The 23,829-nt window shown below is 71.8% G+C and carries 19 protein-coding genes; 11 read left to right on the plus strand and 8 right to left on the minus strand.

The features are described 5' to 3' along the window. The first annotated feature begins 25 nt into the window (after nt 1–25). The 6 genes from ACFWYW_RS09090 (at nt 26) to ACFWYW_RS09115 (ending at nt 6,458) form a co-directional block, all read left to right on the plus strand. Complete coding sequence (locus ACFWYW_RS09090; RefSeq protein ID WP_379613273.1) at nt 26–1,594, plus strand: ABC-F family ATP-binding cassette domain-containing protein; 1,569 nt, start codon at nt 26–28, stop codon at nt 1,592–1,594. A gap of 292 nt (nt 1,595–1,886) precedes the next feature. After that, nucleotides 1,887–2,825, plus strand: coding sequence for a winged helix-turn-helix transcriptional regulator (locus tag ACFWYW_RS09095; protein ID WP_379613272.1), 939 nt, complete (start codon nt 1,887–1,889; stop codon nt 2,823–2,825). A gap of 31 nt (nt 2,826–2,856) precedes the next feature. After that, complete coding sequence (locus ACFWYW_RS09100; protein ID WP_379613271.1) at nt 2,857–3,435, plus strand: hypothetical protein; 579 nt, start codon at nt 2,857–2,859, stop codon at nt 3,433–3,435. Nucleotides 3,436–3,608: 173 nt separating this feature from the next. Next, nucleotides 3,609–4,994, plus strand: a complete 1,386-nt coding sequence (locus ACFWYW_RS09105) for a PepSY-associated TM helix domain-containing protein (protein WP_379613270.1) — start codon at nt 3,609–3,611, stop codon at nt 4,992–4,994. A 13-nt stretch (nt 4,995–5,007) separates the two neighbouring features. Further along, nucleotides 5,008–5,559, plus strand: coding sequence for an MFS transporter (locus tag ACFWYW_RS09110; protein ID WP_379613269.1), 552 nt, complete (start codon nt 5,008–5,010; stop codon nt 5,557–5,559). An 86-nt stretch (nt 5,560–5,645) separates the two neighbouring features. Next, entirely contained in the window at nt 5,646–6,458 is an 813-nt protein-coding gene (locus ACFWYW_RS09115) for a copper resistance protein CopC (RefSeq protein ID WP_379613268.1), read from the plus strand. 129 nt (nt 6,459–6,587) lie between these two features. Here the strand turns inward: ACFWYW_RS09115 and ACFWYW_RS09120 are convergent, their stop codons facing one another. From ACFWYW_RS09120 to ACFWYW_RS09130, 3 genes are all read right to left on the minus strand, one after another. After that, on the minus strand, nt 6,588–7,547 hold the full coding sequence (locus tag ACFWYW_RS09120; protein WP_379613267.1) for an LLM class F420-dependent oxidoreductase: 960 nt from the start codon (nt 7,545–7,547) through the stop codon (nt 6,588–6,590). A 77-nt stretch (nt 7,548–7,624) separates the two neighbouring features. Next, nucleotides 7,625–8,761 carry an acetyl-CoA C-acyltransferase gene (locus ACFWYW_RS09125; protein ID WP_379613266.1) on the minus strand — a complete coding sequence of 379 codons (1,137 nt, stop codon included), beginning with the start codon at nt 8,759–8,761 and terminating at the stop codon, nt 7,625–7,627. After that, on the minus strand, nt 8,758–10,197 hold the full coding sequence (locus tag ACFWYW_RS09130; protein ID WP_379613265.1) for a carotenoid oxygenase family protein: 1,440 nt from the start codon (nt 10,195–10,197) through the stop codon (nt 8,758–8,760). Before ACFWYW_RS09130 ends, ACFWYW_RS09125 begins: the two co-directional genes overlap by 4 nt. Before the next feature lie 105 nt (nt 10,198–10,302). Between ACFWYW_RS09130 and ACFWYW_RS09135 the strand changes: the two genes are divergently transcribed. From ACFWYW_RS09135 to ACFWYW_RS09145, 3 genes are read left to right on the plus strand one after another with little or no spacing between them, the layout of a single operon-like run. Continuing rightward, the gene (locus ACFWYW_RS09135; RefSeq protein ID WP_379613264.1) at nt 10,303–11,874 is read left to right on the plus strand and encodes a class I adenylate-forming enzyme family protein; all 1,572 of its coding nucleotides are present in this window, start codon (nt 10,303–10,305) and stop codon (nt 11,872–11,874) included. Next, on the plus strand, nt 11,871–13,040 hold the full coding sequence (locus tag ACFWYW_RS09140; protein WP_379613263.1) for an acetyl-CoA acetyltransferase: 1,170 nt from the start codon (nt 11,871–11,873) through the stop codon (nt 13,038–13,040). The genes ACFWYW_RS09135 and ACFWYW_RS09140 overlap by 4 nt, the downstream gene beginning before the upstream one ends. A gap of 39 nt (nt 13,041–13,079) precedes the next feature. Further along, the gene (locus ACFWYW_RS09145) at nt 13,080–13,730 is read left to right on the plus strand and encodes an SRPBCC family protein (RefSeq protein ID WP_379613262.1); all 651 of its coding nucleotides are present in this window, start codon (nt 13,080–13,082) and stop codon (nt 13,728–13,730) included. 55 nt (nt 13,731–13,785) lie between these two features. Here ACFWYW_RS09145 and ACFWYW_RS09150 read toward each other — a convergent pair whose 3' ends face one another. The 3 genes from ACFWYW_RS09150 to ACFWYW_RS09160 all read right to left on the minus strand — a co-directional run bounded on the left by ACFWYW_RS09150 (nt 13,786) and on the right by ACFWYW_RS09160 (nt 17,325). Next, on the minus strand, nt 13,786–15,945 hold the full coding sequence (locus tag ACFWYW_RS09150) for a choice-of-anchor J domain-containing protein (protein ID WP_379640942.1): 2,160 nt from the start codon (nt 15,943–15,945) through the stop codon (nt 13,786–13,788). A gap of 107 nt (nt 15,946–16,052) precedes the next feature. Then, complete coding sequence (locus ACFWYW_RS09155) at nt 16,053–16,265, minus strand: hypothetical protein (RefSeq protein WP_379613259.1); 213 nt, start codon at nt 16,263–16,265, stop codon at nt 16,053–16,055. Beyond that, nucleotides 16,255–17,325, minus strand: coding sequence for a class I SAM-dependent methyltransferase (locus tag ACFWYW_RS09160; protein WP_379613258.1), 1,071 nt, complete (start codon nt 17,323–17,325; stop codon nt 16,255–16,257). Before ACFWYW_RS09160 ends, ACFWYW_RS09155 begins: the two co-directional genes overlap by 11 nt. Before the next feature lie 60 nt (nt 17,326–17,385). Here ACFWYW_RS09160 and ACFWYW_RS09165 point away from each other — a divergent pair, with 60 nt between their 5' ends. Beyond that, nucleotides 17,386–18,354, plus strand: a complete 969-nt coding sequence (locus ACFWYW_RS09165) for an aldo/keto reductase (protein ID WP_379613257.1) — start codon at nt 17,386–17,388, stop codon at nt 18,352–18,354. A gap of 39 nt (nt 18,355–18,393) precedes the next feature. On the opposite strand, the gene ACFWYW_RS09170 is transcribed toward ACFWYW_RS09165, so the two are convergent. Beyond that, nucleotides 18,394–20,844: a M14 family zinc carboxypeptidase gene (locus ACFWYW_RS09170; protein ID WP_379613256.1), complete on the minus strand. Its 2,451-nt coding sequence runs from the start codon at nt 20,842–20,844 to the stop codon at nt 18,394–18,396. 69 nt (nt 20,845–20,913) lie between these two features. On the opposite strand from ACFWYW_RS09170, the gene polX reads away from it, so the two are divergent. After that, on the plus strand, nt 20,914–22,602 hold the full coding sequence (polX, locus tag ACFWYW_RS09175; RefSeq protein ID WP_379613255.1) for a DNA polymerase/3'-5' exonuclease PolX: 1,689 nt from the start codon (nt 20,914–20,916) through the stop codon (nt 22,600–22,602). Here the strand turns inward: polX and ACFWYW_RS09180 are convergent. Further along, nucleotides 22,599–23,768 (minus strand): alpha/beta hydrolase family protein, encoded by a 1,170-nt coding sequence (locus ACFWYW_RS09180; protein WP_379613254.1) that lies wholly within the window; start codon nt 23,766–23,768, stop codon nt 22,599–22,601. The two genes, polX and ACFWYW_RS09180, sit on opposite strands and share 4 nt — an antisense overlap. Nucleotides 23,769–23,829 lie beyond the last annotated feature (61 nt).

Consider the following 23,829-nt stretch of genomic DNA (forward strand, 5'->3'; position numbering starts at 1 on the left):
GGATCGATGGTCTAGTAATAGAACGGTGAGCCATATCGAGGTCGACGACCTGACCTATGTGCTGCCCGACGGCCGCCTGCTGCTCAACGAGGTGTCGTTCAAGGTCGGCGAGGGCGCCAAAGCCGCCCTGGCCGGGCCCAACGGCGGCGGGAAGACCACGCTGCTGCGCCTGATCGCCGGTGAGCTGCGGCCCACCGCCGGGCGGGTGCGCGCGGTGGGCGGGATCGGGGTGATGCGGCAGTTCCTCGACGCGGGGAGCGTCGGGGACCTGCTGCTGTCGGTCGCGCCTCCGCCGGTCCGCGCCGCCGTCGCTTCGGTACGCGGGACCGAGGCCGCCCTCGGCGACGACGAGACGAGCCAGCTCGCCTACGCCCAGGCGCTCAGCGACTACGCCGACGCCGGAGGGTACGAGCTGGAGGTCGTCTGGGACGTGTGCACGACGGCCGCGTTCGGCCTGCCGTACCTGTCGGCGCGGGAGCGCGACGTGCGCACGCTGTCCGGCGGCGAGCAGAAGCGCCTGATGCTGCACGCGCTGCTGCGCGGCCCCGACGGTGTCCTGCTCCTGGACGAACCCGACAATTACCTCGACCTGCCCGGCAAGCAGTGGCTGGAGGGCGAACTGCGCGCCTCGGCTAAGACCGTGCTGCTCGTCTCGCACGACCGCAGGCTGCTGGCCGAGGTCGCCGACCGGATCGTCACCGTCGAGGCGCGCGGCGTGTGGGTGCACGGCGGCGGCTACACCGGCTACCCCCAGGCCCGCCGCGACCGCGCCGCCCGCCTCGACGAGCGCCGCCGCCGCTGGGAGGAGGAACGCGCCAGGCTACGCGGCGCCGTCCACACGCTGCGCCAGCGCGCCACTCGCAACGACGCGCTGTCCGGGGCCTACCAGTCCGCCGTGACCCGGCTCGCCCGCTACGAGGAGGCCGGCCCGCCTGAGCGCCCGCCGAAGGAGCAGAACATCCGCATGCGCCTGCGCGGCGGCCGCACCGGCAAACGCGCGCTCACCGTGCGCGACCTTGCCCTGCCCGGCCTCGTGCGCGCCTTCAGCACCGAGATCTGGTACGGCGAGCGGATCGCCGTCCTCGGCCTCAACGGGACCGGCAAGTCGCACTTCCTGCGGTTGCTGGCCGGGGAGCCGATCGCCCACACCGGGGCTTTCACTCTGGGCGCCCGGGTGCGGCCCGGCTGGTTCGCGCAGACCCACCTGCGGCCCGACCTGCACGGCCGCCCGATCGCCGAGCTGATCATGGCCACGTACGGCCTGGAGCGAAACGACGCGATGGCCGTGCTGGCCCGCTACGAGCTGGCTCCGGCGGGCGGCCAGCACTTCGAGACGCTCTCCGGCGGGCAGCAGGCGCGCCTGCAGATCCTGTTGCTGGAGCTGTCCGGCGCGACGTTGCTGCTGCTGGACGAGCCCACGGACAACCTCGACCTGGCCAGCGCGGAGGCGTTGCAGCGGGGGCTGTCGGCCTACGAGGGCACCGTGCTGGCCGTCACCCACGACCGCTGGTTCGCCGCCGACTTCGACCGCTCCCTCACCTTCACCGCCACCGGCCACGTCCACGACACCCCCAACCCCAACCCCACCACCTAGCCCCACACCCGCCACCTCCGCCACGGACTCCATGTCCGCGACATCGCGCGACATCCTGCGCTGCCCGCGCTGCCTCGGCCCACATCCCGATACCTCCGGTGCCCAGGTCACGACATCCCGTGATGCTGCCGTGCGGGTCTTCACCCCTTGAGCAGGCGCCTTCCCGCTCGCGTGGTCGTGGCGCTTCCGGGTGTGGACCAGGCGCGGGGTCGGTGAGGGGTGGGCTGGCATGCTGGGATGGCGTGTAACAGCGGTAGTTTTACCCGGCGGACAACCTGAAGCGGAGCGGTGGATGGAAGCGGAGCGGCCCAGCGCGATCGGGCAGGCGCTGCTGGCGGTCAGCGACCAGTGGACGATGCTCATCCTGCAACGCGCCTTCCTGCTGCGCCTGCGCCGCTTCGCCGACTGGCGCGACGAGCTCGGCATGTCGGAGTCGGTGCTGTCCAACCGGCTCAAGGAGATGGTGGCGGGCGACCTGCTCAGGCCGGTGCCCTACCGGGAGCAGGGGCGGACGCGGACCGAGTATCTGCTGACCGAGCGGGCGATCGAGCTGTGGCCGGTGCTGGTGGAGATCTGGTCGTGGGAGCGGCGGTGGGTGCCCAGGCGGCATGGGCTGCCGGAGCTGGCGCATGATGTGTGCGGGAGCCGTACCGACATCGAGCTGGGGTGTCTGGGGTGCGGGGCGGCGCCCGTCGGCGCGCGCGACACCGAGACGTCGCGGGGGGCGGCGACGTTCGCGCAGGTGGCTGTGCCGCGGCATCATCGGAGGATCGTGCGTGCGGGAGAGGATGACCCGCTGTCGTATTTGCCGGAGACGTTCGAGCTGCTCGGGGATCGGTGGAGCACGGTGGTTCTGGCCGCCGCCTTTCTGGGGGTGCGGCGGTTCGCGGACTTTCAGGCCGAGCTGGGGGTGGCGCCGTCGGTGCTGGCCAGCCGGTTGCGGCGCTTCACCGAGCTGGGCGTGCTGGACGTGGAGGAGCCGGGGGCGCGGCCTCGCTATCGGCTCACCGGCAAGGGGCTGGGCTTCTTCGGGATCTTCGCGTTTCTGGTCGAGTGGGCGCAGAAGTGGTACGAGGGGCCGGCGGACACCGATCTGCGGTTCATTCATCGGGCCTGTGGGCGGGCATTTCTACCCTATTTGCGGTGCGGGTCGTGCGGGGTGGCGCTGAGCCGTACCGAGGTGCACTTCGTGATCCCCGAGCGGCGGCTGCCGCTGGCCGGGACCGCCTGAGGTTCGCGGCGGGCTGTGGCATCATGTGCGGGTGCATGTCGGCCGGCCCGTTCTGCGCGCTTTGCGCGCCACCGTGTTCGCGGTGGCCTGCGTGCTGGCCTCGCTCACCCTGCACATGCTGGCCGGAGGCGCACAGATCCGGCCCGTCACCCTCGGTCTCGCGCTCGCGCTGACCTGGGCCGGCGCCTACCTGCTCGGCCGCCGGCAGCGTGGCAGGGAACTTCTGCTGGCCACGAGCTTCGCCGCCCAGTACGGCATGCACCACCTGTTCACCGCCGGCGCCGTGCCCGTGGCCGCCCCGGTGGCCGCGCATGGGCACGGCGGCGGGCTCGGCAACGGCCTGGGCATGTTCCTCGTGCACGCCGTCGTCGCCCTGATCTCCGCCTGGTGGCTTGAGCGCGGCGAGTGCGCGCTGGCCCTGCTGGCGCACCTGGCCGTCGCCTCCGTCGGCGGCCTGTGGGCCCGGCTGTTCGTCCTGCTGACCGCCACGCCGGAGACCGGCTCCACCGGGCTGGCACCGGTCGAGGACGAGGGCACGCTCGCCCCTCGTGCGCCCTTCGTCACGATCGTCTCCCGGCGCGGACCGCCGCTCGTTCTCTCCGTTCTCTGATCCCGGGCATCCCCGCCCGGGTGCTCCCGGGCGTCCGCGCCCGGGCGTAAGGCCGTGCGCTCCGCAGCCGCGGCCTCCGCGCGTGTCCTCCTCGATCAGGGCCGCGTCCGAACCCCCTGACCGGATCGCGCGTACCTCGCTGTGCGCGCCACCGGCCGAACGGAGAAACCATCATGAGCTCCTCCACCGACGTCATCGAGCGGACCGAGAGCGCCGATCCACCCCCCGGGCGGTCGGCGAGCTGGCCGGCGCTGCGCCCCCTCGTCCTGCGCCTGCACTTCTACGCCGGGCTCCTCATCGCCCCGTTCCTCCTGGTCGCGGCCACCACCGGCCTGCTGTACGCGGCGTCGTACCAGATCGAGAAGATCGTCTATGCGCACGAGCTGACCGCGCCGCCCGGCGGCCAGAGCCTGCCCCTGGAACGGCAGATCGCCGCCGCCCGCGCCGCACACCCGCGGGCCCCGATCACCGCGGTAAGGCCCGCCGCCGAGCCCGGCCAGACCACCCGCGTCCTGCTGGACGTGCCCGGCCTGCCGGACAGCACCCAGCTCGCGGTCTTCGTGGACCCGTCCACCGCCCAGGTACGCGGCGCGCTGGAGAGCTACGGCGGCTCCGGCGCGCTGCCGGTGCGCGCCTGGATCTCCCACCTCCACCGCAACCTGCACCTGGGCGAGCCCGGCCGCCTCTACAGCGAGCTGGCGGCAAGCTGGCTCTGGGTGGTCGCGCTCGGCGGCCTGCTCCTGTGGATCGGCCGCAAGCGGCGCAAGGGCACCCGCCTGCGCCGCCTGACCACGCCGGAACGCGGCGTCACCGGCCGCCGGCGGGTCCTGTCCTGGCACGGCTCGATCGGCCTGTGGGCGGTGGTGGGCCTGGTGTTCCTGTCGGCCACGGGCCTGACCTGGTCGAAGTACGCCGGTGACAACGTCGACCGGCTCCGCACCACGCTCGGCTGGACCACGCCGTCCATCGCCACCGGCGGCGAGCACGGCGCCCACGCCCCCTCCGCCTCCGGCGGGCACCAGCATGGCGCCGCCGATGTCGGTCCCGACCGGGTCACGGCCGCCGCGGCGAGCCGGGGGCTGTCCGGGCCGCTGGAGATCGTCTGGCCGGCCAAGCCCGGCGAGCCGTACCTGGTCAAGGAGTCCGACAAGACCTGGCCGCAACGGCTGGACCAGGTGGCCGTCGACCCCGCCACCGGCCAGGTGCGCGCCGAACTGCGCTTCGCCGACTTCCCCCTGGCCGCCAAGCTCACCCGCTGGGGCATCGACGGGCACCAGGGCCTGCTGTTCGGCCTGGCCAACCAGATCGTGCTGATGCTGCTCGCCGCGGGCGTCATCACCATGATCGTGCTCGGCTACCGGATGTGGTGGACGCGCCGCCCGAAACTCGGCGGCTACCCGCGCGGCGGCTGGCGCGGCGTGCACTGGGCGGCTCTGATCCCCTTTGCGCTGGTAGTGGTGGGTGTGGGGTACTTCATGCCGCTCCTGGGCATCTCCCTGTGCGCGTTCCTGCTGCTCGACATCGTGCTCGGCCGGGTTCTCGCGGGCAGGCGCGGCTGACACTATGGCGGATGTGTCCCCTCGGGATCCGAGCCTGCGCCTGATCCGCGCCGCCGTCTTCGGCATGGCGTGCGTCGTGGTCTCCGCGGGAGGACACCTGCTGGCCGGAGGCGGCGCCATCGCGTCGTGGGCGCTCGCCCTCGGCGCCGCCGCCTCCCTGTCGCTCGCCCTGCTGCTCGGCGGGCGCGAACGGAGCCGCGAAGGCGTCCTGGCCGCCACCGCCGGGACGCAGACGCTGCTGCACCTGCTGTTCGCGCAGACGTCCGCGCACGTCGTCGTGCCCGATCACGGGCATCCGCGTCCCGGCATGGTGGTGGCCCACTTCACGGTCGCGCTGCTGACCGGGTGGTGGCTGTATCGCGGCGAGAGCGCCGCGTGGACCCTGCTGCGCCTGTGGTCCGCGCCGCCGCCGCGCCTGCTGCGGTTGCTGGCCGCCGCTCCGGTGCGGCTGCCTTTTCCGGTACGGCCGGCCGTACCGGAAGGTGAACCCGAGCCCCGAGGGCGGCGTGAGCTCGCCGCGGTGGTGCACCGGCGTGGACCCCCGGGGCCGTCGCGCGCCGGCTGACGTGCGCCGGCGCCACAGGCGTCCATCCGGTGTCCCCGGCCTTCGCAGGTTCTGCGGGCCGGGTCGTTTCCATGGAGTTTCAGACGATGGCGAAGCTGCCGCGTTCCATCCTGACCGCGATGATCTGCGGTCTTGTACTGATCTTTCTGCCAACCGCCGCTCTTGCCCACGACGCGCTCAAGTCGAGCTCGCCGGGCAAGAACGCCAAGGTGAAGTCGCTCGAGGAGATCGAGCTGGAGTTCACCGCCAGGATTCGCATGCCGGTCGTGGTGTTGCGGGACAGCGGTGACAAGCTCGTTCCCCTGAGCAAGCCCGTCGCCGACGGCAAGACCGTCACCACCGAGGTGCCCGAGGCGCTGGCCGCCGGGCGCTACGTGATCGGCTGGCGGGTGGTCTCCTCCGACGGGCATCCGATCCAGGGGGAGATCCCCTTCACCGTCACCGCCCCGCCCACCCCCTCCTCCGACCCCACCCCCACCGACACGGCCGGCCCCGCTGAGGCCACGTCCGCGGCTCCGGCACCGCCCGTGGAGAGCGCTTCCACACAGCCCGCCGATCCGGGGCGGGCGGCGGCCGCGACCCAGGAGGGTCAGGGGCTGCCGGGCTGGATCTGGGTGGTGGCCGCCGTGCTGGTGGCGCTGGGTGCGGGCATGTGGTTCGCCGGCTCCCGCCGCCGCACCGCCCCCGCCGGCCCCACACCCGGCAAGCCGGCGGAGGCCGCTCCGGCGTCCGGCAAGCCGACGGACGATGGCCCGTCGTCCGGCGAACCGGCCGAGGACGGCCCGGGAGCCGGCAAGCCCACCGACGATGGGCCGGTGTCCGGCAAGTCGGCCGACGACGGTCCGGCGCCTGGAAAGGCGGCGGACGACGGCCCGGAGCCGGGTGGCCCGGCCAGGTGACGCTTCACGACCCGGACGCCCGCAGACCAGGACGGCTTCACGACCCGGACGCCCAGAGGCCGGGACGGCTTCACGAGCCGGACGCCCGGAGTCCGCAGCAGGTTGTGACGGGCGAAGGTTGTGGGTGGTTCAGGGGTCTGGGTTGTGGGGGGCGAGGGTTTTGAGGGTGGTGGTGCCGGCGGGGTCGCGGTCGGTGCCGACCGGCACCAGCGCCACCTCGTCCACCCCCGCCCGCGCGTACGCCGACAGGCGGGCGGCCACCGTGTCCGCGTCGCCGAGCAGTGCCACCGAGGCGACCAGCTCGTCCGGCACCGCGGCCAGCAGTTCGCGCGGGTGCGGGCCGGTGCGCGCGTAGGCGACCACGTCCGCGAACCCGGCCTCGGCGAACATCTCGCCGTAGCCGGGCGCGGGCAGGTAACCGACGACGGCGCGGCGGATGCGGTCCACGGCCTCGCGGTCGGGGTCCACGGCCGCGCTCACCCAGGCGGCCACCGAGACCTCGGGGTTCAGGGCGCGTACCTGGGCGGCCAGCCGGGCGGCCGACGCGGGAGTGATCAGGTTGAGCACCATCCGGTCGGCGCGGGCGGCCGTGCGCACCGCAGACGGCCCGAACGCCGCCACCGTCAGCCGTGAGCGTGGCGCGGGCAGCCGTAGCCGGTAGCCGTTGCTGGCCACCGACTCGCCGGTGTACGCCGACCGTTCACCGTCCAGCAGCGGCCGCAGAGCCTCGACCGACTCCCGCAGCGCGGCGGCCGACCGGGCGCGGGAACGTCCGTGCCAGCCCTCGACGACGAGCGGGCTCGAGGTGCCCAGGGCGACATCCACCGGCCTGCCGGTGAGCGCGGCCACGGAGGCGGCGCCCACGGCGATCGTCATCGGGTCCCGTACGGTCACCGCCAGCGGCCCGACCGTCAGCCCGATCCGCCCGGTGGCCAGCCCGATCGCCGTGGCCAGCGCGAACGCGTCATAGGTGGCCATCTCCCCGACCCACAGCGACGGGTACCCGAGGGCGTCGGCCGCCCGCGCGGTCGCCAACGCCTCCTCGGCCGGCCGGTCCTGCCACAACCCGAGCGAGACACTGAGCCTCAACCCGGGCGCGCCACTGGACCGCCCAGCGGACTCGCCAGGCCCAAGGGGAGCGCTGTGCTCAAAAGGCTCGTTGTGCGTCATACCCGCTCCAGCAACACGGCCGACCCCGACCCGGCGGCCCCGCTCACCGCGGCCACCCCATACCGCGCACCCCTCCGGTGCAGTTCGGCGACGCAGGCGGCCACCAGCAGCGTCCCGGTGGCGCCGAAGGCGTGGCCCATGGCGATGGTGCCACCGTTGACGTTGAAGCGGTCGTCGCCGACCTTGAGGTCGCGCTGGAACTTCAGGCACAACGCCGCGAACGCCTCGGCGAACTCGAAGACCTCCACGTCGTCGGCGCTCAGCCCGGCCTGGGCCAGGACCTTCTCGACCGCCGTCTGCCCGGCCGTGAGCATCGTGACCGGGTCGCCGACAGCGGTGGCGCTCCCGGCCACCCTGGCCAGCGGCTCCAGGTCCAGGCCGGTTCCGATGAGCACCAGCCCGGCGGCGTCGCACAGGCTGGGCGAGGTGCCCCGGGTGTGGAGATGGCGGATCCGGCCCAGTCCGGGCAGGTGGGCGAGGGCGACGGCGTCCTGGCCGGGGGTGGCGGCGAAGGCGGGTTCGAGCGCGGACAGGGCGGCCTGGGTGAGGCCGGGCCGTACGTGCTCGTCGTGGCCGAGGTCGTTCACCGGGACCAGAAAACGGTCGTAGCGGCCGCCTGCCCACGCCTCCGCGGCCAGGGTCTGGGTACGCAGGCCGTACCGATCGAGCTCCTCGCGCGAGAAACCCTCCAGCGTGGCGACCGCGTCGGCCGCGACGCCCATGTGCAACGACCCGACCGGCAGCGACCACAGCGGCCCGCGGTCGGAGAACATCGGCACCCGCGAGACGGACTCCACCCCGCCCGCGACGACGACCCGGGCGCTGCCCGACGCGACGAGGGCGGCGGCGGTGCGCACGGCGTCGATGCCGGAGGTGCAGTACCGGTTGAGCGTCATACCGGGTGTGTCGAAACCGGTGGTCAGGGCGGCGGTGCGGGCGAGGTTGCCGCCCTGCTCGGCGTTCTGGGTGGCGCAGCCGACGATCAGGTCGTCGGCCCGCGTGATCCCGGTACGCCCGCCGAGCGCGCCGAGCAGCCCTTCGAGCATGGCCAGCGGCGTGACCTCGGCCAGTCCGCCGCCGGGGCGGGCCTTGCCGCGCGGGGTCCTGACGCAGTCGTAGACGTAGACGGTCATCGCAGCTGGTCCGCCCTTACCCAGGTGGCGTGGAAGCCGAGCGGCACCCGTCGCGGCAGCAGTACCCGGGCGATCGGTCCCTCGGAGATGCGCGAGGCGGCGAGGATCCGCACCTCGGAGCGGCCTTCGCGCTCGTCGGTGACGAAGGTGACCAGGTAGCCGTCGTCCTCGCCGGTGGAGCCGTCGCGCGGGGCGAAGGGGGCCTCGCTGCCGTAGACGCCGGGGCCGTAGGTGTGGGTCTCCTTGGCGCCGGTGACGTTGTCGTAGCGGACCAGGCCGTCGAACAGGTTGGTCGCGGCGTCGGCGACCGAGACGTTGTAGGCGTAGCGGCTCGGCAGGCCGGTGGCGCGCGCGTCGATCGAGGGGAACTCGGTGTTGTGGTCGGCGTCCACGTAGTGCTCGGAGGTGGTGCCGGTGCGCAGGTCGAAGCGGTAGCGGTACATGCGCGCGTCGAGCTTGAGGTAGGCGATCATCCGCGACAGCGCGGAGCCGTTCCCGGACGGCGCGGGCCGCGAGACCCGGCAGACGTCCATGACGATCTCCCCGCCTTCCTCCCACGCGTTGACGACGTGGTAGATGTAGCAGGGTTTCGCCTCGAACCACCGGATCTCATGCGCCTGACCCCGGCGCGGGATCACCCCGAAGCGCGAGGGCAGCTCACGGTTGAAGGTGAGCTTGTAGCGGCCCTGCCGGGCGGCGTCGGGGTCCTGGTAGAGCGGCAGGTCCATGAGGATCGCGTGGTTCTGGGTGATGGCCATGTCGTGCGGCAGCCGCGCGCCCGGCAGGTCCAGCTCCACGCAGTGCTCGACCCGCCCCGACGCGCCCACGACCCCATAGCGCAGGTACGGCGGCCGCGGCCCGTAGTCGAACCAGAACAGCTCCCCGGTCCGCTCGTCCACCTTGGGATGCGCCATGAAGTCGCCGTTGAGCGTGTCGAGGAAGGTGTCGGCCCCCAGCGTCTCCAGCGACAACGGATCCACACCGTACGGCGAGCCGCACAGATACCAGGAGGCCAGCACCCGCCCCCGGTGGAAGATCACATCGGTGTTGGCCGTGTCCTTGAACGGCAGCCCGCGCGCGTTCCCGAACGGGTTGCCCTTCGGGTTCTCCATCACGCCGGTCCAGAGCGCCCGCCCGGCGGTGGACTCCGCCTCGAAGGCGCGGGTGCGGATCCAGCGGTTGCGGTAGCGGGCGCGGCCGTTCTCGAAATGGACGGCGTGCACCATGCCGTCCCCGTCGAACCAGTGGTAGCGGCCCTTCATCGGGAAGCGGGCGTTGGGCCCGTTGCGCAGGTAGACGCCGTTGAGGTCGGCGGGGATCCGCCCGATCACCGTCAGGTCGTCGGTGGTGAGCTCTTCCTGGACCGGCGCGTACAGGCCCAGCAGGTACGGGTTCCGCTCGCCCGACTCGTCCATGATCACGACAGTTTCGGCCATGATTGGAAGCTACGATAGACGAAGTCAGCCGTCAATATCCGGACCGTTGACGACCTGACTTCTGCTTTCGTAGTGTTGCGGCCATCACACCCCTGGGGAGTCGCGATGACGCATTCCGCCGACCGGATCGCCCGCTACGTCGCCGCGGGCTGGTGGACAGACGAGACCATTGACCAGCTCCTCCGCACCCACGTGGCGGCCCGCCCCGGCGTGCTCGCGATCGTGGACCCGCTCGACAAGGCCGCCCATCTCGACGGCCCGGTCAAGCGCCTGACCTGGGCGGAGCTCGGCGCCGAAGTGGACAGGGTCGCCGGCGTCCTGCGCGCCCGCGGCATCGGCCCCGGCGACGTGGTGGCCGTCCAGCTGCCCAACAGCGTCGAGCTGGCGGTGACCTTCCTCGCCGTCGTCCGGCTCGGCGCGAGCGTCACGCCGTTCCCGGTCCAGTACCGCGCGTACGAGCTGGCCCAGCTCCTCCCGCTGTCCGGCGCGTCCCTGCTGGTCACCGGCCGGGACTCGCGCGCGCCCGCCGGCACGCCCACGCTGACGTGGCCCGCGGACCTGGAGGGTGTGAGCGCCGACGCGCCGCCGACGCGCGCCGCCGACCCGGCCGAGCGGGTGACGATCTGCTGGACCTCCGGCACCGAGGCGACGCCCAAGGGCGTGCCGCGCTGCCACTACGACTGGCTCGCCGTCGAGTCCGTCTGTACGGCCGCGCCCGCCCTCACCGCCGCCGACGTGATACTCAACCCGTTCCCCATGGTCAACATGGCCGGCATCGGCGGCGTCTTCCTGCCCTGGCTGCGCTCCGGCGCCGTGCTGATCCAGCACCACCCCTTCGACCTGCCCACCTACCTGGCCCAGATCGCCGCCGAACGCGTCACCTACACCCTCGCCCCGCCCGCGCTGCTCACCCTGCTGCTGCACCAGGAGGCGATCCTGGCCAAGGCCGACATCTCCTCGCTGACCAGGATCGGCTCCGGCTCCGCGCCGCTGCCGCCGCCGATGGTCCGCGGCTGGCAGGAGAAACACGGCATCGCGATCATCAACTTCTTCGGCTCCAACGAGGGTGTCGCGCTGCTGTCCGACCCCGCCCACATGCCCGACCCCGAGACCCGCGCCCGCTACTTCCCCCGCCCCGGCGCGCCCGGGGCGCCCGCCCTGCTGGACCGGGTCAGCACCAAGCTCGTCACCCCCGGCGGCCAGGAGATCACCGAGCCCGGAGTGCCCGGCGAGCTGCGGCTCAGCGGCCCCACCGTCTTCGCCGGCTACCTGCCGGGCACGGCCGTGGCGGAGCCGTTCGACGAGGACGGTTATCTCAGGACCGGCGACCTGTTCGAGATCGCCGGCGAGCACGGCCAGTACCTGCGCTACGTCGACCGGGCCAAGGACATCATCATCCGCGGCGGCATGAACATCGCCCCCGCCGAGCTGGAGGGGCTGCTGGCCGGGCACCCGTCGGTGGCGGAGTCCGCGGTCGCCGGCTACCCCGACGACGTCCTCGGGGAGAAGGTCTGCGCGGTCGTCGTCGCCAAGGGCGAGATCTCGCTGGAGTCCGTCGTGGCGTTCCTGCGCGGCAAGGGCATCGCCTCCTACAAGCTGCCCGAGCGGCTGGAGATCGTCGAGGCGCTGCCCAGAAGCCCGGTCGGCAAGATACTCAAGAGGGAGCTGAAACTGTGATCCGCGTCCTCGGCGGCTACCAGACCGACTTCGCCCGCACCGGCGCGAGCCTGTACGACATGATGCGCGAGGCCTCGCTCGGCGCGCTGGAGTCGGCGGGCGTGGCCGCGCGGGAGGTGCAGGTCGCGCACGTCGGCAACCTGGCCGGAGAGCTGTTCGCCGGCCAGGCCCACCTCGGCGGCATGGTCGCCGCCATCGACCCGGCCTGGTCCATGCTGCCCACCGCACGCCACGAGGCCGCGTGCGCCTCCGGGTCGATGGCGGTGCTGGCCGCGATGGCCGACCTGGAGGCGGGCCGCTACGACGTGGCGCTGGTCGTCGGCGTCGAGCTCATGCGCAACGTCGGCGCCAAGGAGGCCGCGGGGCACCTCGGCTGCGCGGCGTGGGCCGGCCGCGAGGCGCAGGGGGCGGACTTCCCGTGGCCCGCGCTGTTCGCCGAGATCGCCGACGAGGTCGACGTCCGCTACGGGCTCGCCCACGAGCACCTCGCCCGCATCGCCGAGATCAACCACGGCAACGCCCTGCGCAACCCGCTCGCCCAGGCGCGCTCCTGGACCTTCCCCGACGGCTGCTTCGGCGCCGACGACGTGCTCAACCCGCCGGTCGAGGGACGGCTGCGCAAGTACGACTGCGGCCGCATCACCGACGGCGCCGCCGCCGTCATCCTGGCCTCCGACCGGTACGGCAGGCCCGGCCCCGCCATCTCCGGCTGGGGGCACCGGACGGCGCCGATGCTGCTCAAGGACAAGCTGGCCGCGCGCGAGCCGTACCTCTTCCCCCATCTGCGGCGCGCCGTGCTCGACACCTACGAGCGCGCCGGGCTGCGCGGCCCGGCCGACGTGGACGTGATCGAGACCCACGACTGCTTCACGATCACCGAGTACGTGGCGCTCGACCACCTCGGGCTCACGCCGCCCGGCGAGTCGTGGCGGGCCGTCGAGTCAGGGTCGATCGAGTTCGGCGGATCGCTGCCGGTCAACCCGTCGGGCGGGCTCATCGGGCTCGGCCATCCCGTCGGCGCCACCGGGGTGCGCATGCTGTACGACGCCGCCCGGCAGGTGTCGGGCGGGGCGGGGGAGTGCCAGGTGGAGGGCGCGCGCACCGCGCTGACCCTCAACATCGGCGGCAGCTGCACCACGGTCGCGCTGTTCGCGGTCACGGCCTGACGACGTTAGGGCGCGCCGCCGTGGGGCAGGCGCGAACCCATGAGCAGCATCGAGTATTCAATAGACGTCATGGTCCCCGTCAGGGTGGCCTATAACCAGTGGACGCAGTTCGAGACGTTCCCCGAGTTCATGGAAGGAGTGGAGTCGGTCAAGCAGCTCACCGACACGCGCAACGCGTGGCTGGCGGAGATCGCCGGGGTCAAGCGGGAGTTCGAGACCGAGATCACCGAGCAGCACCCGGACGAGCGCATCGCCTGGCGCTCCGTCGACCGGCCGCACCAGGCCGGCGTCGTCACCTTTCACCGGCTCGACGACACCACGACCAGGGTCACGCTGCAGATGGAGTACGACCCGGAGGGCTTCCTCGAGACCGCCGGCGACTGGCTGCAGCTCGTGCGGATGCGCGTCCAGGGCGACGTGCGCCGCTTCAAGGACTACATCGAGGCACGCGGCGGCGAGACCGGCGCGTGGCGCGGCGACGTGCCATATGCGCACGGAACCGACACCCCGCAGACTCCGGCCGGCGAGCGGACTCCGGGCAGCCAGCAGACTCCGGGCAATCCGCACGACCCGGGTTTCCCGCCCACTCCGGGAACCCCGCACGTGCCCCGCAATCCGGCCACCCCGGGCACTCCGTACCCCGGCGACCGGCCGCCGGGCTACCCGCGCTCGCCGGAGCCGGGCCTGTAGCCCGTCCATCCGCCCGTGCGAAAGCCCCCTTCCTGGAAGGGGGCTTTCGCGTGTTCTAGCCGGGCTGGGTCACGCCGTTGATCTTGAGGGTGTAGGGCGCGTACTGCTGGACCTGCTCGCCCGGGTCGTCGACCGCCACGATGGCGGCCACCTTCGGGAACGGAGCCAGCAGCGCGAGCTGCAGCCGGTTGAGGCTGAAGGCGAACTTGTCGTCCACCTCCGCGTACAGGGCCACGGACCGCTTGCCGTCGTACCCGATCAGCCGGACGTTCCAGCTGTCGATCGCGATCGGCCTGACCTCGGTGACCGAGTCGAACGGGTCGAGGCTGGAGCCGTCGCTCACCGCGGTGCCGCCCACGGCGATGTCATCGAGCTTGAGACCGCCCTCGTTGACGCCGCCGTCGCTGACGTAGCGGAAGTTGACGAGGATCTCCTGCCCGGCGTACGCGGCCAGGTCGAAGGTGTGCGGCTCGAAGCCGGTCGTGGTGCCGTTCAGGCCGGGGCCGAGCGGCGCCTGCGTGGTCTTGTCACCGGCGATCGGGGTGTAGGTGGCCCCGCCGTCGGTGGACACCATCACGTACGCGTAGTCGTACCCGGTCTCGGCCCCGTACTTGGCCAGGAAGCGCAGCACCGGGTCGGTCGCCGGGACGGTCACCTTGGCGACGGCCGTGGCGTCGAGGTTGTTGCGGTTGCCCGACCAGACGACCGGGTTGCCCGGCCGGTCGGCGTCGTCGCTGACGACGGTCCACTGCAACGGCGCCGGCGGCAGCGACCGTACCCCCTCGAAGGAGAGGGAACGCAGGTCGCGCCCGCGCAGCTCCTTGCCGGCGGCGTCGCGCGGGGCGAGGTAGTCGGCGCCGTTGGGCGCCGCGCCGGGGGTGGCGTGGGAGTCGGGGTTGGCGAAGTTGACGCTGGAGCGCAGGTTCGCCGCGGTGACCCGCTTCTTGGGCACGCCGATCACGACGCCGTGCCGGGACTCGCCCACGATGCCGTCGAGCAGCGTCATCGACTGGTAGTCGTGGATCACCCGGTAGAGGTCGTTCTGTCCCTCGGTGGCGAGTTGCGCGGTGACGCTCTCGAGGCCGCGCTTGGCGTCGTTGTGGAGCCGGGTGAGGATGTCGGCGCCGAAGCGGTCGGCCAGGTAGAGCATGAAGGCGTAGGCGTTGCCGTAGTCGGCCAGCACGTCGCCGCCGGTGTTGCCCTCGCCCCACAGCGTCAGCGAGTTCTCCGGGCCGCCGCAGTCGCGCACGTTGGGGTTGGCGGGCGTCTGTACCGTGGCCCAGCCCTGCTGGCAGATCAGGTGGCTGTCCCAGCCCTTCTCGTGCACGGTCTTGAGGCTGTCGGAGTACCCGGTCAGGTACATGGCGTAGTCCGACAGGCCCTCGTTGATCCAGTTACCTTCGAAGGAGTCCGTGTAGTACATCTGCAGGTGCTGCCACTCGTGCGCGAACGTGCCCTCGTAGGAGTTGGGGCGGGCCGGGCGGCTGGTGCAGGGGTCGGACGTGGGCTCGTCGGGCGGGTTGGCCCCGGTGCGGTGGGCCCAGTCGAAGGCGTCGATCGTCATGACGTTGCGGTCGGTGGCCTCGTTGAGCGCGCCGGAGAAGAATCCCGCGGTGTAGGTGGTGTTCGCGGGGAAGTCGTAGAAGTTCGAGTCGCGCACGTTGTCGACCAGGGCGACGGTGTTGTCGCCGTCGCCGGTGAAGTCCCTGGGCACCTGGGAGGCGGTGCCGTCGCGGTCCGGCGGGGTGCTGAAGGCCGCCGTCTCCTTCGGGTACATGTTGGTGTCGAACTCGCTGATCATCCGGGCCACGTTGGCGTCGGTGATCGTGACGGAACTGGCCGGGCGGCAGTCGCCGGCGGGGAAGGCGAGGTCGTTGGCGACCCACACCTCGATCTTGCCGCCGACCCCGCGCAGCGTGAAGTCCTTCAGGTACCAGCCGGTGTTGTCGTCGCTGGCGAACCACTGCCGGACCGTTCCGACAGGCGGCGTGGGGGCGGCGGAACGCGCTTTCGCGGCCGCCTTCGGGGTATAGGTGGCCGGCATCTCGTAGGTGGTGCCGTCGACCACCATCCGGGCGCCGGTCTTGGCGCCGGCGATCATGTCGCCCGGTGGAGCCGGGTCGGGCGCCGCCGCCGCGCCGGAGGGCGCCGCGACGATCAGGAGAGGGAGGGTGAGTACGGTGGCGGCTAAGCCGATGAGGCGGCTACGAGCCATAAAAGGGTTCCCTTCACGTACCTCGGTTGACAGTAGGTACCTAAAGGGCATTCCTCGGCCGGATCAAGTGGAGTAATTGCCAATAAGCCCTGGCATTATTGGCTCATTCACCGGCATTGAATATGATCTCCACGCGCCGGTTCTCCTCGATCGCCCGGCCGCGGCGCCGCGTAGGTCGCCTGGAACGACAGCTTGCCGCTGGTCTCCACGGTGGTGGCGTCGGTCTTGGCGCGGGCGCGGGTGCCCTCGGGGCCCCGGCTCACGGCCGCGCGGTAGCGCTTGGCGTTCTGGACGTCGACGAGCGAGTTCCTACAGCTCACGGGCCTTCTGCTCGGCTCCCCACCGCTCCAGCGCCTCCTGGTCGGCGAAGGCGAGCGCGCGCATCATGTTCCCGCCGTCGCTCGCGCGGATCCGCGTCACCAGCCGCCGCCGCAGCTTCTCGGGCAGGTGCGTGGTGCCCGCCTCGATCGAGTCGCCGAAGTGGGGCGCGAAGGCCACCCCGGAGAATCCGGTACGGCGCAGCAGCACCGGCAGCGTGTTCGAGGAGTAGAACATCAGGTGGTTCTTGGTGAAGCCGCTCCAGCGGGAGCCGTACGCCTTGAGCAGCAGGGAATTGGCGTTGACGGTCAGCACCAGCAGGACCCCGCCCGGCGCCAGCAGGCGGCGGAAGCGCGCGAAGTCCTCCAGCGGGCGCGGCAGGTGCGCCAGCACCGACCAGAGCGTGATGACGTCGAACCCGCCCGCGGCGATCTCCGGCACGTCCTCGGGGTCGCCCAGGTGGGCGCGGGCGGTGCGGAGTGTGGCATTCGCCTGTTCCACGGAGTCGGGCGAGAGGTCGACGCCGACCGCGTCGAAGCCGAGCTCCTCGGCCAGGCCCAGGAAGAGCCCGGTGCCGCAGCCGAAGTCGAGCAGCCTGCGGCCGGCGCCGTCGTCGAACACGGGGGAGAACGCCTTCATCGTCAGCTCGTAGCGTCGCCGGCGCTGGGCGGCGTACTTGCCGGTCAGGAAGGAGCTGTAGGAACCGGCGTACAGATCGCCGAGGTGCTCGGGGCGGACGTTCGGGTTGCGGTAGAGGAATCCGCAGGCCGGGCAGCGCACCACCCGGTAGCGCCAGCCCTTGCCGCCGGTCGGCTCGAACAGCGGCTGCTGGCGCTCCTCGCCGCACAGCGTGCAGGCCAGGAACTCCTCGATCTCCCCGAGCGGTACCGACCCGGAGTAGTCGGGCAGCGAGGTCACGGGCGCGCGGCGCAGCCTCAGCCGCCACTGGGCCTCGCGGATCACCCGCTCGCCCGGTCGTACGTAAGCACGCTGGCCGTGCGGCAGCCGGTCGTAGCGGGAGCCGTAAAGAATCCGGACCAGCATCCTGCGGGGTGTCACCATTTCCGGCTCTTACCCATGGCCCATCCGCCTTCACCCTATGACCACCATAAGCTGACTTTCATGGAATATTCGCGTCTTGGTAACACCGGCCTTCAGGTCTCGCGTATCTGCCTCGGCATGATGAGCTACGGCGATCCCGGCAAGATGGAATGGACTCTGCCGGAGGAACAGGCCGAACCGCTCGTCCGGCGCGCCGCCGACGCCGGCGTGACCTTCTTCGACACCGCCGACGTCTACAGCGCCGGCGCCAGCGAGGTCATCACCGGCAACGTGCTGCGCCGCGTCTTCCCCCGCCGCGAGGACTACGTGCTGGCCACCAAGGTCTACTTCCCCATGGGCAAGGCCCGCAACGACCGCGGGCTGTCGCGCAAGCACATCATGGCCGCGATCGACGCCTCCCTTGACCGCCTCGGCACCGACTACGTGGACCTCTACCAGATCCACCGCTGGGACGACGAGACGCCGATCGAGGAGACCATGCTGGCCCTGCACGACGTCGTCCGCTCCGGCAAGGTCCGCTACATCGGCGCCTCCTCCATGTGGGCCTGGCAGTTCGCGAAGGCCCAGCACGTGGCCGAGGTGAACGGGTGGACGAGGTTCGTGTCCATGCAGAACCACTACAACCTGCTCTACCGCGAGGAGGAGCGGGAGATGCTGCCGCTCTGCGCCGACCAGGGCGTGGGCCTCATCCCCTGGAGCCCGCTGGCCCGCGGCGTCCTGGCCAGGGCCGGATCGGCGCAGCAGACCGCCAGGCAGGGCTCGGACGAGCGCATCGACTTCCTGTACGAGCCGGAGAACGACCAGGTGATCCTGGACCGGGTGGCCCAGGTGTCCAGGGAGCGCGAGCTGCCGGCGGCGCAGGTGGCGCTGGCCTGGCTGCTGGGCCGCACCGGGGTGACCGCGCCGATCGTGGGCGCCACCAAGGACCGGCACGTCGACGACGCGGCGGCCGCGGTCGGCGTGGAGCTGACGGAGAAGGAGATCGCGTTCCTGAGCGAGGCCTACACTCCTCGCGAGGTACGCATGTGAGCACGCGGGCCGGGCGCGCCGCCCGGCCCACGTGTCACCTCACTGGGACGTGCTGTACAGGGCCCGCGCGACCTGCGCGAACAGGCCCTTCGGGTGGTTGCGGAACATCGGCTCGGTGCCGAACAGCACCACGCGCGCCCCGCGCTCGTCCTGGCCGCTGACGACCGCCGCCTGGCCCTTGGCGGCGTCCTGGCCGCCGGAGCCGTCCTGGTTCGGGCGCCAGTGCCCGGACACGAACGCCTCGTAGGTCTGCTCGGCCTTCACCTCGGGACCCAGCCCGGTGAACCAGCGCGGCGAGTACACGAACCCGTGCTCGCCCGAGGCCATCCTGACCACGCCGTTGGCGTCGCCGCGCCCGGCCACCGAGGTGACGGTCAGGAGCCCGGCGGCGGCGTTGAAGGTCGCGCCCGTGCCGCCGCGGGTGACGACGCCACCCTTGGCCAGGAAGGCGTCGATCGCGGCCTTGGCCGCCGGGTTGAGCGCGGTGTAGGACAGGCCGCTGGCGACGAACAGGACGTCCACGGCGTTCCAGTCGAATCCGGCGTTGGCCAGGGTCGTGGAGACCGGTGTCACCGCGAAGCCCATCTCGCGCAGCGTGAACAGCTCGTCTGCCGAGGCCGCCGCGGCGATCCTGACCGGGGCGAGCTTGGGGCCGCCCGCCGTACCCGCTCGGGAGAATCGCACGCCGTAGCGCTGGGCGACCTCGCGGGCGGCGGCGCGCGCCGAGCGGGGCAGCGTGGCGGTGTCGCCCGCCCAGGTGACCTCGACGCCGCGGGCGAGCAGCGCGTTGAGCGCCTGCGCGTCGCGGCCGTCGGCGACCCTGAGCGCGAGCGGGCCGTCGCCGTGCGGGACGTAGCCGGTGGAAGCCGCGGAACGGACCGGCTCCGCGAGCACGCGCAGGTCGCGCACGGAGGTGACGCCGGCGCCCCAGAGCAGGGCGTGGCTCCAGCCCGAGATGTCGTACATGGCGTCGACGCGCGGGCTGATGTCCGCGCCGGGCTCCAGCATCACGTTGGCCAGGCCGCGCTTGGGCTGGCGCATGTCGACCACGTACGTGCCGGACGGGTAGAAGCGGCCGCCCGCGCGGAAGGGCAGGATCGCCCGCTCCACCTCCACGTCGTTGGCGATCAGGTGGTCCACCAGCCGGGCCGCCGCCGGGGTGCCCTCGGGGATCACGTAGCCGCGCGGGTAGGTGGTGGTGTAGACGTCCTCGGGGCCGAAGCCGGGCACGATGCCGAGCGGGACCGTCCTGGACGGCTCGCCGGCCGCGCCGCGGCGGAAGACCTCGGTCTGGTCGGCGATGAGCTTGTCGTGGTTGGCCAGGACGTGGCCGTAGGTGGCGCGCACGGCCGCGGCGGCCACGTCGGTGTTGATCCGGGAACGGCGGCGCAGCTCCTCGACCGGCAGGTTGGTGTAGTCGGAGCCGTTGACGCGCAGCGGGATCTCCACCGTGTGCGCGGCGACCGCGCCATGGAAGGGCGCGTACTGCGGGGTGAAGATCGGGGGCCAGTCGTCCCAGCCCTCCTCGGAGTCGCGGAAGGGGATCTGGACGGGGAAGACGCCGTCCTTCTCCGGGGTGTAGCCCAGGGCGTTGACCCCCGCCTCCATGCCGAGGCCGTTGGCGTAGGTGTTGGTGATGAACAGGTCGTACTCGTAGTTGGCGCCGTGGGGCGGTGTGGTCGGCTCGATCAGCGTGCCGTTGACGTAGCCGTGCAGGTCGAGCATGGCGACCGGCTGCGTGTCGATCATGATCTGCCGCATGGCCCTGGCCTCGGGCTGGGAGGCGGTGATCATGTCGCGGTTGAGGTCGAAGCCGTTGCCGTTGGGGCGCTGGCCGAGGACTCTGCCGTCGGGGTTGGCGGTGATGTTGAAGTACAGGCGGGCGCGCTTGAGCAGGGTGGCCGCCTGCGGGCTGGTGGCCAGTTCCTCGATCACCCGGAGGGAGGCGTCGGTGCCCTCCCACTCGTTGCCGTGGATGTTGCCGTTGATGAAGATCGGCGTTTTATAGCGATTTTTCGGGACTTTTCGCCCCGATTCGATCTGGCGGCGCAGGCGTTCCTGCTCGCGGACCTCAGCGGGGCTCTCCGGCGCGGTGACCGTCACGAAGTAGAGGTCGCGCCCGCCCGCCGAGCGGCCGAGGACCTCGGCGCTCACACGGTCGCCGAGCGCCTGCAGCGCGTTCAGCTTCGCCGCGATCGCGTGGTGCGGGATCAGGCCCAGCTTGATCGAGGCGTCCGCGGGGTTCTCCGGCGGGAGGGGGAGCTGGTTCTTGCGGGGATAACCCCTGGTCTTGTCGTGATGGTACGGCGCGGCCGCCTGGGCCTTCAGCGCCGCGGTCGCATCCTCGACCAGGGCGGCTTCCTCGTTGCGCTCGGGGCCGTTGCCGAAGTCCCTGACCGCCGGGGACGGCGTGGGGACGGGGGCGGCGGCAGCCGTACCGGCTGGCAGGAGGAGGACCGATAACAGGGCTAAGAGGGTGGTTCTGCGCATGATCGAGCGTGACATGTCCGGGCCGACATGGCGAGAGGAAATGTCGGCCCCACCTCCTAAGCTGTGCACATGGCACGGGCAAATGAGCAGGCGGCGGCCGCCCTTCAGGAATACGCAGAGCTGTTCGCGCTGACCGGGGGCGACGCCTTCCGGGTGCGCAGCTACCAGAAGGCGGTCAAGGCGATCGCCGGCTTCCCCGAGGACATCGCGCAGGTCGACGTCCGCAAGGTGCCGGGCGTGGGTGAGGCGATCGCGCTGAAGATCGAGGAGTTCCTGGAGCGCGGCAGCTTCCGGCAGCTCGACGCCCTGCGCGCGAAGGTGCCCGACGGCGTGCGCCGGCTGACGAGCGTGCCGACGCTGGGGCCGAAGACGGCCATCATGCTGTTCGAGGACTTCGGCATCGACTCGCCCGCCGCGCTGGCCGAGGCGATCGCCGCGGGCCGCCTCGACGGGGTCAAGGGGCTCGGGCCGAAGACGCTGGCCAATCTGGCCAAGGGCATCGAGCAGATGGAGCAGGCCGGGCGGCGGGTGCACGTCGGCGTCGCGATGTCGCTGGCCGAGCAGGTGATCGCGTCGCTGTCCGACCTGGCCACGCGCATCGACTACGCGGGCTCGCTGCGCCGGATGAAGGACACGATCGGCGACATCGACATCCTCGCGGTGGCGCCGGTCGAGATCATGGAGCGCTTCCGCGCGCAGCCGTACGTGGCCGAGGTCATCGCGGCGGGCGACAAGAAGACCTCCATCCGCACCACCGCGGGCGTCCAGGTGGACCTGCGCGTGGTCCCGGAGGAGTCGTGGGGCGCCGCGATGCAATACTTCACCGGCTCCAAGGAGCACAACGTCACCATCCGCGAGATCGCGGTGAAGAAGGGCTGGAAGCTCTCCGAGTACGGGCTGTTCGAGGGTGATCGGGTCCTGGCCGCCACCACGGAGCAGGACATCTACACCGCGCTCGGCATGCAGTTCGTGCCCCCGCCCATGCGCGAGGACGGGGGCGAGGTGAAGCTGGCCCTGAAGGGCGAGCTCCCGGCCCTGGTCGAGCTGGCCGACCTGAAGGGCGACCTGCACACCCACACCAACCTGACCGACGGCATCGCCTCGCTGGAGGAGATGGTCGCCGCCGCGCACGCGCTCGGCTACTCCTACTACGCCATCACCGACCACGCCCCCGACCTGACCATGCAGCGCATGACGCTGGAGAAGGCGCTGGAGCAGCGCGAGCAGATCAGGAAGCTGCAGGAGTCCTATCCGGGAATGCGGCTGCTGCACGGCAGCGAGCTCAACATCGCGCCCGACGGCTCGGTCGACTGGCCGGAGGAGATCCTGGCCGGGTTCGACGTCTGCGTGGCCTCGGTCCACTCCCACTTCACGCAGTCGCGCGAGGAGATGACCCGCCGGTTCATCGCCGCCTGCGAGAACCCGTACGTGGACGTCATCGGGCATCCGACCACGCGCAAGATCGGCAAGCGCCAGCCGGTGGAGGCCGACTGGGACGCCGTGTTCGCCGCCGCCGCGCGCACCGGCACGGTCATGGAGATCGACGCCTACCCCGACCGCAGCGACCTTCCCTCCGACCTGGTCCGGCTGGCCAGGCATCATGGGGTGAAGTTCTCCATCGACAGCGACTCGCATGCCGTACCGCATCTGAAGAACCAGCGTTTCGGCGTCGGCATCGCCCAGCGCGCGTGGCTGACGACCGACGACGTGGTCAACACCTGGCCGGTGGAGCGCCTGCTCGCCTACATCCGCCCTTAGGGGGAGACGTGCTTGATCTCCGGGTGGCGGGGTGAGGGGCGGTCCAGGAGGGGCTGGGGCTTCTTGCGCAGGTGCAGGTCGAGGAAGGCGCCGACGTAGGTCCTGGTGAGCTCCCAGGAGCGGGGCCCCGGCACCTGGGCGCCGGTGTCGAGCCCGAGCTGCGCGGCCAGCGGCCCGAGGTCGTTGAACGACTCGTGCTGCGCGCCGGTCATCAGCAGCCAGCGCTTCCAGCCGGTCAGGCGCTTCCAGGCGGCTTCCCAGGTGGCGGTCTCGGCGCTGCCGGATCCCGGGGTATAGGTGGCGGGCTTGCCGAGGAACATGAACGGCCGCGCGAGGTCGGTTTCCGGTACGCCCGGCGGGACGGTGCCGTCGATGTCGATCCCGGCGCGGATCCTGCCGTCCTTGACCATCGCGGCGAGGTTGCTCGCGCCGCCCAGGGAGTGGCCGGCCATCGCGACCTTGGACCGGTCGATCAGCGCGGCGCCCTTCCAGGCGCCCTTGGCGGTCAGCCGGTCGATCACGAACGAGACGTCGGCCGCCCGCCCCTTGGCCGCCTTCGTGAACGTCGCGGGCTCGCGCTCGCCGTCGCAGGGCACGCAGGTGGTGACCCGTCCGTCGGGGAAGGCCGTGGCGATGCTCTCATAGGTGTGGTCGATGCCGGCCACCACGTAGCCCCGGCTGGCCAGGTCCTCGGCGAGCGCGGTCAGCGTGGCGCGGGGCTTCTTGAACCCGGGCGAGAGCACCACGAGCGGCAGGCTGTGCTTGCGTCCGCGCGGTTTCACGCCGGTGTGGGCGTTGGTGCGCGTGGTGGCGAGGATGCCGGGCTTCACGCCGGTGATCCCGCCGTCCTTGAGCAGCAGCTCCGACTCCTTCGCCGTCAGGTACGGCGCCCGCCGCCCGCCCGGCGACGTGGCCGGGTACCAGACGGTGACCATGAGCTCCCGCATCTTGACGGAGGGCACCCAGGGGTCGGGGCGGGAGGTGTCCTTGAGGTGGAGGGACGTGGTGCCGACCGCCAGCGAGCCGGTCGGTTTCGGCAGGCGCGGTGTCGCGGCGGAGATCGTTGCGGCGGCAGAGGCAGAGGCCGAGGCCGAGGTGGCGGCGGTGGCCGGGGTGGCCGTGGCCAGAGGTGACAGCAGGCTCGTGACGACCATCAAGCCGCCCAAGGCACGACTATGCATGAAATATCCCCGTTTCTCGTGTGAAGTGGGGACGACGCTAGGGGCG

The organism is Nonomuraea sp. NPDC059023, assembly GCF_042740095.1.
GTDB lineage: Bacteria > Actinomycetota > Actinomycetes > Streptosporangiales > Streptosporangiaceae > Nonomuraea.

Bases quoted from the DNA above. Each gene is read 5' to 3' on its own strand.
- ACFWYW_RS09125 (WP_379613266.1), bottom strand. From the start codon at position 8,761: ATGACCGTCTACGTCTACGACTGCGTCAGGACCCCGCGCGGCAAGGCC.
- ACFWYW_RS09150 (WP_379640942.1), bottom strand. From the start codon at position 15,945: ATGGCTCGTAGCCGCCTCATCGGCTTAGCCGCCACCGTACTCACCCTC.
- ACFWYW_RS09130 (WP_379613265.1), bottom strand. From the start codon at position 10,197: ATGGCCGAAACTGTCGTGATCATGGACGAGTCGGGCGAGCGGAACCCG.
- ACFWYW_RS09115 (WP_379613268.1), top strand. From the start codon at position 5,646: ATGGCGAAGCTGCCGCGTTCCATCCTGACCGCGATGATCTGCGGTCTT.
- ACFWYW_RS09170 (WP_379613256.1), bottom strand. From the start codon at position 20,844: ATGCGCAGAACCACCCTCTTAGCCCTGTTATCGGTCCTCCTCCTGCCA.
- ACFWYW_RS09135 (WP_379613264.1), top strand. From the start codon at position 10,303: ATGACGCATTCCGCCGACCGGATCGCCCGCTACGTCGCCGCGGGCTGG.
- ACFWYW_RS09145 (WP_379613262.1), top strand. From the start codon at position 13,080: ATGAGCAGCATCGAGTATTCAATAGACGTCATGGTCCCCGTCAGGGTG.
- ACFWYW_RS09095 (WP_379613272.1), top strand. From the start codon at position 1,887: ATGGAAGCGGAGCGGCCCAGCGCGATCGGGCAGGCGCTGCTGGCGGTC.
- polX (WP_379613255.1), top strand. From the start codon at position 20,914: ATGGCACGGGCAAATGAGCAGGCGGCGGCCGCCCTTCAGGAATACGCA.
- ACFWYW_RS09105 (WP_379613270.1), top strand. From the start codon at position 3,609: ATGAGCTCCTCCACCGACGTCATCGAGCGGACCGAGAGCGCCGATCCA.
- ACFWYW_RS09165 (WP_379613257.1), top strand. From the start codon at position 17,386: ATGGAATATTCGCGTCTTGGTAACACCGGCCTTCAGGTCTCGCGTATC.
- ACFWYW_RS09160 (WP_379613258.1), bottom strand. From the start codon at position 17,325: ATGGTGACACCCCGCAGGATGCTGGTCCGGATTCTTTACGGCTCCCGC.